The following is a 13,566-nucleotide window of genomic DNA, read 5'->3' on the forward strand; positions in this document are numbered from 1 at the left end:
CCGGCCTCTGGATTCGGACAGGTACTGACTTCGGCTTGTCGGGGTGATGCTGGATCGTCGAGGGTCAGGCCGGTGCCGGCGATGAGCCGTCGAGGGTGTGGGGCCGGTACTGCAGGCGTTTGCGGCGGTTGCGGACGAGGGTCTCGAGTCGGTCGAGGGCGACGACGGCGAGGTTGGCCAGGCTGCGTTTGACGTGCGCCCTGACCCACTCGACGGGGTTGAGGTCGGGCGAGTAGGCAGGTAGCAGGAACACCTCAGCCAGGCGCACTCGGCGATCAACTGGCGTATGGCGTGGGAGACGTGGATGTTCAGGCGGTCCCAGACCAGCACGATGGGTGCCTTGACGAGGTGGTGGGTGCCGTCGATCAGCGCGATGAAGTCGCATTCGCTCATGCTGCGGCGTTTGCCGCGGCCGGCGGGGTGGGTGGGCAGGCGGTGGCACAGTCTGGTGCGGGAGCCGGGTCGCACGGCGATCAGCCCGACCACCGACAGCCGTCCCGAGCGACGTCCGCTGACGGTCACGACCGGGGTGTGCCCGGGCCGGCCCCAGGTGCGTCCCCTGGGCGGTCGGCGGGTGAAGCCTGCCTCATCCTCGAAGCAGATGTAGCCCCCGCAGGCCGCCCGGGCTCTATTACCTCGTCCCATGTCGCCTCCTTCCACACGGTGACAGCCTGCTTGTCGCGCTAGGCGACCCGCCGAGCGGGGACCTGCGGGCTGAAGCCGAGCCGGTGCATCAGCCGCGTCGCACCCGAGACGCTGTAGGAAACGTGGAACTTCCGGCCGATCAGCGTGGCCACCTCGCCGCCGTCCACACCTGGTCCTCCACTGAGTCATGCGCGGCCGGACCCTCCTCCAGGTACCAGCTTCTCCAGAGACCGCGGAGACAGACGGCACCGCGAACCGCTCGGGCCACGAGAGACCAGAGCCCCTTCACCGTCATACCGCCACAACTGGTGCCACTGATAAGCCGACTTCCGGCTCACCCGCAGGCGCCGTGCCACCTCCAGCGGCTTCATGCCCTGCTCGAACAGCTCAGCCGCCTGCATCCGCACCGACTCACGACGCTGCCGACCTGCAGCGGTCGGTCCGCCCGCATCCGCACATCTCACACACCCCGGGTTGCAGCCACCGCACCGGGGCCATCAGGCACATCACCGAAGTTCACCCCGACGAGCCGAAGCCGTACGCTCAGTCAGCGTACGGGATGCGACGCTGGCGCGGTCGGGGGAGTCGCAGCCACGGTGGTCCCGTGAGCTCAGTCAGGCCTCGCTCACGCATCACAGTCTCACCTGGTCTTTCACACGCGAGAAAGCATGGCCCGTCACCCCCGGTCCCGTTGGTTCAGGTTGCCAGATGCCCCACGAAGATCCCGATGAGGATCCGATCGTCGTACGCGGCGATCGGCAATGAGAAGTGGACCCTGTCACGGTCCCAGAGCCGCTTGCCGTGCCACTCACATCGGTAGGTGCCATCGCCGTAGCCGACGTTGCGCTGTTCCCACGCTTTCGCGTTCTTCTTCGTGTTTGTGCTCTCGGGCGAGATGTCCAGGCCCAGCGCACCGAACCTACGGACAACCTGTGTCTGGTCGCCGCCGCATTCGGCCAGTGTTCGGGTGAAGTGGTCGTCGAGCGCGCCCAGCAGCTTCACCAGCCAGGGCAGGACTTCGGCGTAGGCGCCCTTGAAGCGGTGCAGGCGCAGGGAGTCGGCGAAGAGCAGCTGGGGGAAGGCATCCTGGGTGAAGGTGAAGAAGCGTTCGGCCGGAACGTTCTCATGGGTAAGGAGGCCGCGCCAAAAGACAGGCATATCGTCGGGGAGCCGTAGGACGTGCACCTTCACCTCGTCTTGGCCGGTCTCCGTCGTCCGCGTGACGGTGAGCCATCCGGACGACCAGTCTGGTGTGGCATACGGCACCAGAAGACAGGACATAGCGCGGCCCAGCGCTGCCCGTGCCAGAGCGTGAGCTATGCCCCAGGACGGTTCCTGCCAGGGGCCGTCGGCCACGCGGACCGGCTGGGGCAGATCCGCCTCGTCCGGTTCCACTCGCCGGCATTTGCTCACCAGTTGCTGTAGAAGAGCTCGCTGGTCACGGGGCAGTCCGCCGTCCGGAGAGTACAGGGCGTCGATCAGCGTGACTGAAGGTCGGCACTCGATGTCGTACGCGGGCTCCATGATCGCGGCTTTACGGCCATCGGCCAACGGCTGAAGCATGTTCGCGAGCGTGTCGAGGGCGTCCCGCAGGCCGGAGCTCGTCAGCTCTCTCCAGTCGAAGCACTCCTCAGCAACGACGACGCGGTAATCGTCGTCGGCATCAAGGGCGACGGAGACCCTCGATAAGTCCTGCTTGTTTCCCTTTCCGTTCTCACCTGCCGCGTTGGGCACGGGCCAGCCTCCCGAGGTCGGTCTCGATCTGGTCGAAGAAACCGCTGGGCCAGTGGCTGAGCTCACCCTTGTCGTTGATTTCGATGGGCACGGCCCGGTCGTGATCGAAGTAGTGGGTGATCATGTCCGCTGCCGGGAGAGAGCGATCCTGCGCGACGGCGAGCCGGGCTCCGTTGAGGACGTGGTCGCTGTGCGTCTCCACCACGACCTGCACCCCGCTGCCCGCCACTCGCGCAAGGAACCGGCCCAGCCGCGACTGTCCCGCCGGGTGTAGATGCGCCTCGGGGTTCTCCACGATCAGCAGGTCGCCCGGCTCGGTGAGCAACCCCGCGACGATGACCGGCAAGGCGTAGGAGATACCGAAACCGGTGTTGGCGGGGCGGATCTCCTCGCCGCTCAGGCTCGTCTCGCCGAACCGGATCGTTGTGGCCATGATTCCCACGGCCACCCGTGCGGTGATCCGCAGCGGACGGATGATCTCCGAGGCCCACGACTCGGTCTGGATCCTCAGCTGCGGTCCGGCGGCCTCTGAGTGGTGCAACGCACCCCGGACCGCCCTGCGAGTACTCACCACGCGTGACTCGCGGAGGGCCAGGACCTGTGCGGTGAACTCGCCTCGCACCCCGACTCCGATCCGGTCGGGTTCTTCGGCGGACACTGACAGCGTGTCGCGGGGGCCAAGGCGTTCGGCGCACAGGTAGGTGAAAGCGGGGTCAACAACGTGCGACCCGATGCCGGGCACGTGTGCCACCGGCAGCCGCCGCACGTCGAGGTGCAGCGCCAGCTCAGCGTCGGGCAGCCCGAAGCCGTACACCCATGACTCACCGTCCGGGCCGCCCAGCCGTACGGTGATCTCCCGCGCGGCGGTCGTCCAGTTCAGCACGTCCCGGGCCTCACCGAGGGCCAGCCCGAGCGGGCCGTTCAGTCGGACCGTGCCGCCTGCCGCTGCGCCCGACGTGCCTGCCAGCCTCGCCAGCAGCAGCGACTGGACAACGGTGCTCTTGCCGCCGCCGTTGACTCCGGTCAGGACGGTGAAAGGACGCAGGCCGAACGACTCCGACTCGAACCGCTTGAAGCCCCGGATCTCCAGGGAAGTGATCACAGGCCGGCTCCCGCGTCCGCCACGGCGGCCTTGAAGCGGTAGTCCACCCGGAACCGGTCGGCGGTGGAGGAGGTGATGGCGTTGAGGTAGGAGACGTCGAGGGTCATCCGCTCACGGGCCGCCTTCACAATGGCCGTGCGACGCTTACGTAGGCTGGCGGTCGTGCAGTCGGGGTCGGCCAAAGCCATGGACCAGCTCTCGAACATGGCGCGGTTGATCGGGCGGCGGTAGTCGTCGCCCTCCGGCCACTTGCGGAAAGCATGCTCGCCGAAGACGAGGTACGCGTGAGTCATCGCCCGCTCGAAGACGGCCTCCAGCGCCGCCACCCGCTCGTCCGGCACCTGCTTCGGATCGTCCAGCAGTTCGGTGGCGTCCATCAGGAACTGCTCCATGATGGGACGCTCTTGGTAGGCCTCGATCCCCTTCAGCCAGAACGCGGCGAACCGCAGGGCCATCTCCCGGTCGTTCATCCGGATGTGGTCGGTGAGGCGGCCCCCAGTGGCCTTGGCGAAGGCGTCCGTGTGAGTCATCCGGTGCAGGATGTCTCGGCTGCGCGGGCTGCTCATGCAGTGTCGGATCTCTTGGGCGTTGAGCGGGGTCCCGCCTGTGTTGATCCGCTTGAAGATCTCGTACGTGACCCCGCGCGGTGTCGCCGGGTCGATCACGTTGACGATCAGCTGGGTGTTGTTGATCCGCCGCTGGGACGGCACGGGGAGATCACTGAAACGCAGGTCCTTCAGATCGTTCAGGTGCTCCAGCTTCCCGAGGGCGAAGCCGTTCTCTCCTCCCCGGACGAATGCGTGCAGCGTGGACAACCGTTGAAGGCCGTCGACGACCCGGAAGGATCCGTCCGCGTCCTCGGCGAAGTAGAAGGCTGGCAACGGAATCTGCAGCAGCAGCGACTCGACCAGCAGGGATTTCTGGTCGGTCCGCCAGACCTGCAACCGCTGGAAGTCGGGGGCGAGCTCGATGGAGCCTTCGTCGATTTGGTCGAGGATGTTGCGCAGGGAGAACTGGCTGGTGTTCACCCGGATCTGGTCCGGATTCCACGGCCGCTGAATCCGGGTGGTGTCCTCGCCTGGGTCCTCGACCTCGATGCCCGTGGCGTGTCCGTCGAACACGTCCTCCACCACGTCCGGGGTCGTCTGCGTGCCGTCCATAGCCATGGGGCCATCCTAGTGCTGTGACCGCATAGGTTCGCCGTGGTCGTCAGGTTGCGGTTGCTCCTGCGCGTCCGCCCCAGCGGATGCCTTTTCGGATGCGGGCGCGTTCTCGGCGTTAGGCGGCCAGGACGTCGGGGTGGCGGGCGTTGGTGTTGCGCCAGCGCAGCTAGGCGTGCAGGGCCCGGGTCTGGACTGCGCGGTTGCGGTGGTGGGGGTTGGCCAGGGTGAACTGCCGCAAGGGTCCGAAGTGGGCGCCAACCCGGACGCCAAAGCAAACCCCCGCATCAGGTCCAACCTGTTACACCACTTCCAACGACGCAACCAGACATGCATGTCCGGCTCGGCCCGGCGGCTCGGGGAAACGGAGCGACGGCAACGTCGTCACCGCGCCCCGAGCCGACCGCACAAGCACCTAGGGCGGGCTGGTCTCGGTGCCGCCGACTGGTGCTGGGAAGTCGTCGTGCCGGCGGCGCCAGTTGCTGACGGTGGCGCGCGTGACCCCTGCGATGCGGGAGATCTCCGCGGCTGTCACCTGGGCTGACGGCTGGGCCATGACGTGTTCTCACCTCTCATCGGGGACAGCGATCACCCTATACCCCCACCCAAATTTGTAATCAGGTTTGACAGTGCTTTCACTGCGATGCTTATCTGTAGACGGTTCCGGTCGGCCGCGGTCGGCGGAAGCACCCCAGGGCCGTTCATGGCCGCTTCGGCCTGCCCTGGGACAGCAGACGACGCCTCAAGAGTGGAGAAACCTGCTTGACCGAGACGGGCGAGCCCGAACTGACCGTGTACCGCCGCCACCTGGCGCAGTTGCTGAAACGCGACGCCGGGGAGAACTTCCGGGCCCTCCTGGTCCAGGCCCGCCACATCACCGGCACGTCCTACGAGACCACCCCCTACGAGCGGCTACCTGCGCCGCGCCCACCGTGACGCCCGCGCCCGCCTCGCGTCCGGTCACGCCACACCCGACGAGCGCGCCGACCTGGAGCTGTTGCTCACCGTCGACGGCCAGGTCCACCCGCCGACCGCTGCCGGCGCCTGACCCGCATGACCCGCATGACCCTTGGCGGGCGTCATGCGCCCCCGCCCTCTCTCCCGCTACTCCGATGCCAAAACAAGGAGGTACTCCTGTCATGGGCCGTCGTTCTCCCCTCGCCCACGCACCCCGCCCCATCACCTCCACTCGCCGCCAGGTGTGCGTGAACGACAAGGTCAAAGCCGTCGCCGGGCCGATCGTGCTGGCCACCGACGCCTCGGTCGGCCCCGACCGGGTGGCCTCCGGCTACCTCGCCACCACCGGCCACACCGGTCTGCGCGCCCACCTCTACTCGAAGTACCTCGTGCGCCCCCGCTCCCGCGTGGTCGTCACCGAACTGCGCGCCGTGTACTGGGGCCTCAAGGCGGTCCTCCACACGCACCCCGGCCGGCCCCTTGAGGTCCGCGTGGACAACCTGCAGGCGCTGCGGCACCTGCACAGCTGGCAGCAGGGCGGGACGGAGATGCCCGAGGGCTACGACACCCACCTGCGCTCCCAGGGCCGCAAGCCCAGCCTGCTCAAGCTGCAGTTGCTCGCCGAGTACACGCCGCACCTGACGTTCGTCCACGAGAAGGCCCACGTCGGACACCCCCTCAACGAGGCAGCCGACTCCCTCGCCAAGCTCGGCCTGCGCTGTGTACGCGGCGCCGTCCCGCCCACCGAGCTCCCGCGCCTGGTCCCGATGTGGGCCACCGGAGCCCTCGCCGACTACCGGCGTTTCCAGACCGCCTGACGCACATCCCGGCCTCAAAAGTCACACGCACCCGCATGGTGCATCTACATCCCCTGGAGGGACCATGAGCCAGCAGCAGTACCCGCAGCAGCCCCAGCACGGTTGGGGTGGCCCGCGGCAGCAGGGCTACGGCACTCCGCCGTTCCAGCCGCAGCCGCCGAAGAAGTCGAAGGCTGGGAAGATCGTCGGCTTCGGCTGCCTCGGCGTCGTAGCCCTCTTCGTTCTGATCGGCATCGCCGCCGCGGCCGGCGGCGGAAACGGCGACTCCACCGACACCAGCTCCAAGGACAAGGCCGTCACTGCCAGCCGCACGCCGAAGTCCGACAAGGCCGAGGCGAAGCCCCCGCAGAAGACGAAGAGCCAGGCCGAGCAGTTCAAGGCCTGCGTCGCCAAGACCGGTACGGCCACGGAGAAGAAGGCCGTTCGGCACGTGACGAAGGTGACCGGCGCGGACAAGCGGAACGACATCCTGGACTCGGCTGAGGTCTACACCGACTTCACTGGCGGGCTCATGAGCGACAACCAGGGTGACGCGAAGCTCATCGCATCTGCGTTCACGTCCTGCTACGAGTCCAAGAACGGGCTCGTGACCGTCTACGGCCAGGATGGTGACGTCATGGCCAACGCCAACTACTGATCTCTTGGGCCAAGGCCTCGCCGACCCGAGACGGGGGCCTTGGTCGGTTCTGCCCGGACACGCCGAGGCCCCGCTCGCAGCTGTGCGCGGCGCGGACTCGTCGGCCTTGGGCTCCAGCACCGTCTGAGATCCCTGCCTTCGGCCTAGGGAAGTGACGGTGGCGTGTCGGCGGCTCGTTCATCACCGGCAGCGGACCGACACCCGGCTGACTGGCTGTTCAAGCAGGTCAACACGCCCCGATCTCTACCTGAAGGACAACCGTGAACCGAGCCCATGTCATCGCCATTGCCGCCTGCGGGTTGACCGCTCTGTCCGTCACAGCGGCCACGGTGGACCACGTCCGTACCCACTCTGCGCTCGCCGCCGCCCGTCGCCAGGCGGCTGCTGCCGACCACCGCGCCCATCAGGCCGAGTCTCGCCCGCCCAAGGTCGTCACCCATACGGTCACCAAGACCGTGGACAAGCCTGTCTTTGGTCGCTCAACGCTCCTTGGCGCCTACGCGTCTGGCGTCATAGCAGGGGGCGTGTACGCCGACGACGGCAACGTCACCTACACCGCGAACGACAGCACATGCTCGCAGCAGTACACCCGGATTTCGCAGCAGCCCAACGGCGGCACCATCCACCGCGAGGCCTTCATGAAGGCCTGCCTGACCAATGTCAACGACACCGCGAAGGCCGATCCCGCGCCCTGACCGGAGGCGCTTGACGCCAACCTGCCAAAGCAGCGGACGAGGAACGCTGTGCGCGGCCCCTCCCGACGAGGCTGCCGGCTCCCTTGTCAGGAAGAGCGTCCCTTGCTTGGGCGCCCCGGAGTGCCGACTCCTCGGCACAGGTTACGCCGCCGTGGCGAAGCCGAGCCATTGCACTGACGGGGTGGGCTTCGACGGACTGGCCACCGTCACGACACGCGCGGCGATGACCGAGGCATTGCTGCGCGAAACATCGCCAAGGGCACGTCCCACCGTGTTTCCCCCGCAGACCGCCGGTGAACCCGGGTCGGGCGCGGGCCGGTCTCGCTCACGCCCCGCCGAACCCGGGGGTGCACGGATCGAGTCAGAGCTACATCGGAAACCCGCACTGCCTAAACAGACGCCGGCATACGCCGCGCACCTAGAGAGGATCGCACGTGACCACTCGTAGGCTGCTCGCCACCATGGCCCTGATAGTCATCCCCCTCGGTACTGCCTGCACCGCCGCTCCACAGGTCTCTGCCCCGTCACCGTCACCGTCCGCCCCGGCGGCAACGACCTCATCGGAGCCGACGTCGACCCCGACCACAGAGGCGCCGGTGTACGCCGACCCCCGGCCCTCCGACTTCACGATGAAGATCAAGGTCAAGCGGAAGCACTGCTTCGGCTCGGCCGGGTGCAACGTGACCGTCGAACCGGACCTGGCCTACGAGGGCATCTTGCCCATCGACCCGGACAAGACGTACGAGATCACCTACCAGGTCAACGGTGACGAGAGCGGGCCGGTCATCGAAACGATCAGTTTGACCGACGGAACGTCGATGGAGTACTACCCCTCGTCGCTGTCCACCGCGGGTTCCGGCGTCAGGATCATCGGCAAGGTCACGGACGTGGCGGAGACGAACTGAGGGCCCCGCTTTACAGTCGGCACGCGGCGTTCACTTGGACGGTAGCGCGGTGCCCCTCGACTGACGGTGCGCGGCGCCGGCCTGCTGGGCAGGTGAGCGCGTTGCCCTACCAGTCGAGCCGACCCCACACAGATCACCTGTTGTTGCAGGGGGTTCAGTGAGATCAGCGGAATCAAGGGGGGTGCCTGTGGGCGGCGGAAGGCCCATCCGCACATGTTTGAAGTGCCGCAGCTCCATCGAGGTCGACCAGGACGGCCGCGTGGTCGCCCACGACAGGCTGATAAGCCGTCTGCCCTGCCATGCCTCCGGTCAGCTCGCCGCGCACGTGTCGGTCGAGTGGGGGCCCGGGTCTCGACGACACCGGCAGATTGCAGGCAAAGGAGAGGGGCGTGATCGGCGAAAGCGGCCCGTATGCCTCAAGCCGCCTGATCACCGCCGCCCGCTCGAGCTGGCGGTGCTCAGGACGGCCGCTCGCCGTTGGGGCCGCTCATCTCGTGTGGTTGCCGTCCTGACGTAAGGCCGCAGGTCCACGCGCTGTGGGCAGGCGGGCGAGGGCCTGCTCGTCGGTTTCTGGGTTTCCCTCGCTTCGCGGTGTGCCCGATTTGGACGACCCAGATCGCCTGAGGGGCCCCCGTCCGTTGCCCGATGGTCAGTTCACCGGTGGACGGTGCCCGTAGTTGAATACACAAGGTTCATGGTGTTTTTGTCGAACATCAGCCGCAGGCTGGTGCTGGAAACAAGGGGGAGACGATGACTGACGACCGCGAGGCGATCGTTCCGGTCTGGACGCTGGCGACCGGTGACGTCCGGGTACCCGCACTGGGCGCAGACGGGCCGATGACCGGTGAGCGCCTGGCCGAACTGCGCGGTGTGCTGGCCGCCCTGGCCGACAAGCCGATCGCCACACTTGAGGTGCATCCGCTGCCCGACAAGCTCGACCGTAGCCGAGGCATACCGCTCGACGCCGCCAGTCCCTTGGCACAGCACCTGTCGCAGCTCATCACGCAATCAGCGAAGAGTTCCTCTGCGGCGGCGACGGCGACCGCTGCTGGCGACGGCCTGTATCGCATGGTGGTTCCGGCGAAGGTTGCCGCACAGTTCGGTCAGGGCATCATTCGCTCGATGCCGTCGAAGGCGGCCGCCGGTGGCATCCACGGTGCGCTCATGAACTCAACGGGCATCGCCGCCAACGCGACCTTCGTGCCTGTCGGTAAAGCGGTAGCAGCAGGCGCAGTCGGTGGAGCCGGTGCAACAGCCGGCGTCGCGGCCGCTGGCAGCGCGGCACTGACCGTAGCCGCGCCGCTCGTGCTCATGACCGTAGCGGTGGGGGTGAGCGCGCACGCCGACCACCAGCGCCAGCAGGCCATCGCACGCATCACGGAACTGCTCGAGCAGCTGTACGACCAGAAGCTCGATGACGAGCGCAGCGAACTCGACGGCTGCCGCGATGCCATCGACAAGGCCACCGCGATCCTGCTCGACCAGGGCAAACTCGGTGTCTCGCTGGGACTGGACTCGGCAGTGCATGCCATCGGCAAGGCGCTGGCCGCCACCGACCGGCGCCTCACCAAGTGGAAGAACACACTTGACGAACTGCCCGACGGTAAGGCCGTCGAAATCGACACCGTGACCAAGTCGTTCCCCGGCGTTGACGACGACGGTGGCATATTCCGCACCCACCTGGAACTCGCTGACTTGGCCATCGCGCTCAAACGTCGGGTCATCGTTCTGCAGGCCGTCGATCACGCCCAGAGCGACCCCGGCAACCTGTTCGAGAACTTCGCCCGCGCAATCAAGGCCGACCATCAGCGCCTCGACCAACTGGAGTCGAGCATCGCCGGTGTCCTGGAGCGCCTGTCGGCGTTGGAGTTGGCGCGTACGAACGGTTTCCGGCCCGTCCTGACGACCGGTGAAGTCGATCGCCTGATGCGCACGGCAAGCCGGATTCGCAAGCTTGGCGACGGCGTCATGGTCCACAGCCGCGCGACAGACGTGGCGATTGAGATTGCCCGCGACAAGGACGGCTCGGTGGTCGTGTTCCCTGCGCTGGCCGCAGTGGCGTAGGCGCTCACTCACTCGGTGAGGGGTGTGGGGTTGCCCGAACACCCATGGGCCCCTGCGCCCTTCCGGAGCCCCACCTCCGATGGGCCTAGTGATCTCGTTAGGCAAAAATGCCGTCAGCGGCGTCGTCCGCGGGAACGTGACCGCCGAAGGGGGCTGCTTGACTGGCTTCGTGGTTGACCCGAACCCTGTAAGTGCGGTCGGTAGGCTGCAGGGTCGTGAGCGAGTATCAGTACTACGAGTTCCTCGCGCTTGACCGGCCGTTGGACGAGGACGACGTCAGGCAGGTACGGGCGCTGTCCACTCGCGCCGACATCACCGCGACGCGTTTCGTCAACGAGTACCACTGGGGCGACTTCAAGGGCGATCCGACGAAACTGGTCGAGGAGCTCTACGACGCTCATCTGTACTACGCGAACTGGGGAAGCCGCCGCCTCCTCCTGCGCCTGCCCGCAGGGTCGCTCACGGCCAAGGAGGCCACCAAGTACGCGATGGACGATGCGCTCAGTGTCTGGACCCGGTCCGGGCACACGCTGCTGGACTTCTCCGTCTCCTCGGAGGACGGCGGCGAGTGGGAATTCGAGACGTCCTACACGCTCTCCGCATTCGTGGGCCTGCGCGCCGAACTCGCAGCGGGAGACCTGCGGCCGCTGTACCTGGCATGGCTTGCCGGGCTCACCGCCTGGGAGCTCGCGGAGGACGACGAGGAGAACTACGCCCGCGAGGTCGAACCGCTCGTCCCCGCGGGACTGGCCTCGCTCACCGGCGCGCAGCGGGCTCTGGTGGACTTCCTGGGGGTCGACGCGGATCTGCTGGCTGCCGCCGCCGAGGGCAGCCGGCCCGCCACCGCGGACACGGTGGACCACAAAGCGCTGGCGGCATTCATTGCAGGGCTCCCCGCCGCCGACAAGGACGCCCTGCTGGTCGAGGCCGCGCTGGGCACGGCGTCCCCGGGGCCCCGACTCATGGCCCGCTACCGAGCGGCCGCCACCGTCCCCGGTCCACGTGACGAAGCCGGCCGGCGCACCGCGGCCGACCTGCTCGACGCGGCCTACCGCCGTCGCACCGGCCGCAGGCAGCAAGAGCAGGACGCCCGGACCCCTGCCGAGCAGGCCCGCGCACGCGCCGCCGCCGAGGCACAGGAGGCGCGCTTCGACAAGCTCGCCCTGAACACCGAACAGGCGTGGCGTGAGATCGACGACCTGATCGCCCAGAAGAAGGCCGGCGCCTACGACGCCGCCGTCGTGATCCTGGGAGACCTGCGTACCTTGGAGGCCCGCACCGGTGGCACCGCCGACTTTGACCTGCGGGCCGGGGAGCTGCGGGCCGCGCACCGCGGTAAGCCCTCCCTCATGCAGCGCTTCGACGGCATGGGCATCCCCAGTTCCTGACCGGCCCATCTGGTGCAAGGGTGATCGCCCGGCACGAGGCTCGCCTTCACGTGCCGAGCTGCAGGTTGCTCGGTGTCGGGCCGTGGACGACGCGGGTGTCCGGCGCCGGGCCGTGGGGGAGGGTTCATCCGTCAGAGGGTGCGTTTCTGATTGAGTACGCCGGGGCGACGTCCTTCAGGCGCGCCGCGTCGAGCCTCTCGAGGGCGAGGGCGAGGGCGAGGGCGAGGGCGAGGGCGAGGGCGAGGGCGAGGGCGAGGGCGAGGGCGAGGGTCAGCTCGACGCTGTCGGCCAGGCCACCGCCGCGCCAACACCCGGACGCATGCGGGACATCGAGCGGCGTTGCCCTGGGGCAGGCCCAGCGGCGTTGCAGGGTCCGGGCTACTCGGGCCCGCTCCTCCGGCGTCACAGGTCACTCCGCGCAAAGGAATCAGCGACCACTGACGCGGCAGCCCGTGCCGACCGGGACGGCATGTCGATTGCCTTCGTAAGGTGGTCGGACTTCTTTCGGGTCAGGGCGTATCGGCCGCGGTAGCGGGCGGCGGTGAGCGGGTTGATGGCGTAGACGGGTCGGCCGGTTGTGCACAGGCAGGTGACCAGCAGTCCGTGGAAGGTCTCGATGGCCACCGGGATCGGGAACTCGGGGGTGTCGCCGTGGTCGGCCAGCAGATCCAATAGCTGGGTCAGGCCGGCGGCGTTGTCGTTGATGCGGAGTTTGACTATCGGGGTTCCGCCTTGCAGGGATCCACGGCTCCCTCATGGAAGGGCTCATGCGGCCCGTCATCCGATCAGCCGTTCGCGATCCCCGGCGACCGGTGGGGCCCTCGGTCTGCGGGGGAACCCTGTGGTTCCCGATGCGGTGAGAGGTGATCCCTCCCAGCGGCCTGGTTCACGACGCTAACGACTTCGACGTTCCTGGCGGCGTGGCCCGGAGGGGCCGGGCGAGCGGGACGAAGGCTGGAGCGTGGCCCGGGCCCCGCCAGGCCACGCGTCTCCGGCGAATGCCGGGCACGACCGACACACGGGCTCGGCCTTGTCTTAAGAGGTCGGTGCCTCAGGAGCGGATACGGCTCACCGTGGGTCGGCCATCCCCAACGCTTACGTCCCCATGAGGAGCGTCGGCCCGAGGCGTCGCGCCGCGCGCCGCCGCGCTGTGCGTGGCGGGAGCGCCTTGATCGAGTAGGCAGACTTCCAATGAAACAGGTCTCGCCTGCAGGAACGGGCTACGTCTGCTGCTCTTCGATTCCGCTGGGAGAGTGGACGTGCCAGAGCCTTCGCACTGGCGCTCGGCCCGTGCGAAGGCTCCGAGGGCAAAACAGTCCCCGGTAGATCTGCGCGTGTCCTGAAGCTTCAGTCGTCACTGTCGCCTCGGTATCGCGCCGGCTTGCCGGGGGCCTGAACCACATCCTGTCCAAGTCACTCCGCCGACTGGACGTCCTCATCGACTTTGCAACTCTTTCGGTG

General features: G+C 67.8%; 12 protein-coding genes and 3 pseudogenes. 7 read left to right on the top strand and 8 right to left on the bottom strand.

The genetic code is table 11. The features are described from left to right. Window positions 1-41: 41 nt before the first annotated feature. The 6 genes and pseudogenes from ACZ7MY_RS22315 to ACZ7MY_RS22340 form a co-directional block, all read right to left on the bottom strand. Window positions 42-1,109 (bottom strand): annotated as a pseudogene (locus ACZ7MY_RS22315) (IS630 family transposase); the annotation flags it as partial. A 232-nt stretch (window positions 1,110-1,341) separates the two neighbouring features. Further along, a complete protein-coding gene (locus tag ACZ7MY_RS22320; RefSeq protein ID WP_499604000.1) occupies window positions 1,342-2,379 on the bottom strand; it encodes a hypothetical protein in 1,038 nt (345 codons plus the stop codon). Continuing rightward, window positions 2,360-3,481 carry an AAA family ATPase gene (locus ACZ7MY_RS22325; protein WP_499604002.1) on the bottom strand — a complete coding sequence of 374 codons (1,122 nt, stop codon included), beginning with the start codon at window positions 3,479-3,481 and terminating at the stop codon, window positions 2,360-2,362. The genes ACZ7MY_RS22320 and ACZ7MY_RS22325 overlap by 20 nt, the downstream gene beginning before the upstream one ends. Continuing rightward, window positions 3,478-4,647, bottom strand: a complete 1,170-nt coding sequence (locus ACZ7MY_RS22330) for a DUF262 domain-containing protein (protein ID WP_499604004.1) — start codon at window positions 4,645-4,647, stop codon at window positions 3,478-3,480. The genes ACZ7MY_RS22325 and ACZ7MY_RS22330 overlap by 4 nt, the downstream gene beginning before the upstream one ends. 43 nt (window positions 4,648-4,690) lie before the next feature. Then, window positions 4,691-4,903: pseudogene (locus ACZ7MY_RS22335) on the bottom strand (IS630 family transposase); the annotation flags it as partial. A gap of 153 nt (window positions 4,904-5,056) precedes the next feature. Beyond that, window positions 5,057-5,197 (bottom strand): hypothetical protein, encoded by a 141-nt coding sequence (locus ACZ7MY_RS22340; RefSeq protein WP_499604491.1) that lies wholly within the window; start codon window positions 5,195-5,197, stop codon window positions 5,057-5,059. 206 nt (window positions 5,198-5,403) lie between these two features. On the opposite strand from ACZ7MY_RS22340, the gene ACZ7MY_RS22345 reads away from it, so the two are divergent. From ACZ7MY_RS22345 to ACZ7MY_RS22375, 7 genes are all read left to right on the top strand, one after another. After that, window positions 5,404-5,577 (top strand): hypothetical protein, encoded by a 174-nt coding sequence (locus ACZ7MY_RS22345; RefSeq protein WP_499604005.1) that lies wholly within the window; start codon window positions 5,404-5,406, stop codon window positions 5,575-5,577. Window positions 5,578-5,780: 203 nt separating this feature from the next. Next, window positions 5,781-6,416: a ribonuclease HI gene (locus tag ACZ7MY_RS22350; RefSeq protein ID WP_499604006.1), complete on the top strand. Its 636-nt coding sequence runs from the start codon at window positions 5,781-5,783 to the stop codon at window positions 6,414-6,416. A 64-nt stretch (window positions 6,417-6,480) separates the two neighbouring features. Next, window positions 6,481-7,053, top strand: a complete 573-nt coding sequence (locus ACZ7MY_RS22355; RefSeq protein WP_499604008.1) for a hypothetical protein — start codon at window positions 6,481-6,483, stop codon at window positions 7,051-7,053. A 260-nt stretch (window positions 7,054-7,313) separates the two neighbouring features. Continuing rightward, window positions 7,314-7,748, top strand: a complete 435-nt coding sequence (locus ACZ7MY_RS22360; protein WP_499604010.1) for a hypothetical protein — start codon at window positions 7,314-7,316, stop codon at window positions 7,746-7,748. Between the two features lie 434 nt (window positions 7,749-8,182). Continuing rightward, window positions 8,183-8,653, top strand: coding sequence for a hypothetical protein (locus tag ACZ7MY_RS22365; protein WP_499604012.1), 471 nt, complete (start codon window positions 8,183-8,185; stop codon window positions 8,651-8,653). 750 nt (window positions 8,654-9,403) lie between these two features. Next, window positions 9,404-10,717, top strand: a complete 1,314-nt coding sequence (locus tag ACZ7MY_RS22370) for a hypothetical protein (protein WP_499604014.1) — start codon at window positions 9,404-9,406, stop codon at window positions 10,715-10,717. 215 nt (window positions 10,718-10,932) lie between these two features. After that, entirely contained in the window at window positions 10,933-12,105 is a 1,173-nt protein-coding gene (locus tag ACZ7MY_RS22375; RefSeq protein ID WP_499604017.1) for a hypothetical protein, read from the top strand. 124 nt (window positions 12,106-12,229) lie between these two features. Here ACZ7MY_RS22375 and ACZ7MY_RS22380 read toward each other — a convergent pair whose 3' ends face one another. Then, a complete protein-coding gene (locus tag ACZ7MY_RS22380; RefSeq protein WP_499604019.1) occupies window positions 12,230-12,511 on the bottom strand; it encodes a hypothetical protein in 282 nt (93 codons plus the stop codon). An 86-nt stretch (window positions 12,512-12,597) separates the two neighbouring features. Beyond that, window positions 12,598-12,843, bottom strand: a pseudogene (locus ACZ7MY_RS22385) (IS110 family transposase); the annotation flags it as partial. Between the last annotated feature and the right edge of the window lie 723 nt (window positions 12,844-13,566).

The sequence above is a fragment of the Streptomyces sp. NPDC111520 genome (assembly GCF_055635295.1).

Excerpts from the sequence above, each read along its gene's own strand:
- ACZ7MY_RS22370 (WP_499604014.1), top strand. The coding sequence starts at position 9,404 with ATGACTGACGACCGCGAGGCGATCGTTCCGGTCTGGACGCTGGCGACC.
- ACZ7MY_RS22350 (WP_499604006.1), top strand. The coding sequence starts at position 5,781 with ATGGGCCGTCGTTCTCCCCTCGCCCACGCACCCCGCCCCATCACCTCC.
- ACZ7MY_RS22330 (WP_499604004.1), bottom strand. The coding sequence starts at position 4,647 with ATGGCTATGGACGGCACGCAGACGACCCCGGACGTGGTGGAGGACGTG.
- ACZ7MY_RS22340 (WP_499604491.1), bottom strand. The coding sequence starts at position 5,197 with ATGGCCCAGCCGTCAGCCCAGGTGACAGCCGCGGAGATCTCCCGCATC.
- ACZ7MY_RS22355 (WP_499604008.1), top strand. The coding sequence starts at position 6,481 with ATGAGCCAGCAGCAGTACCCGCAGCAGCCCCAGCACGGTTGGGGTGGC.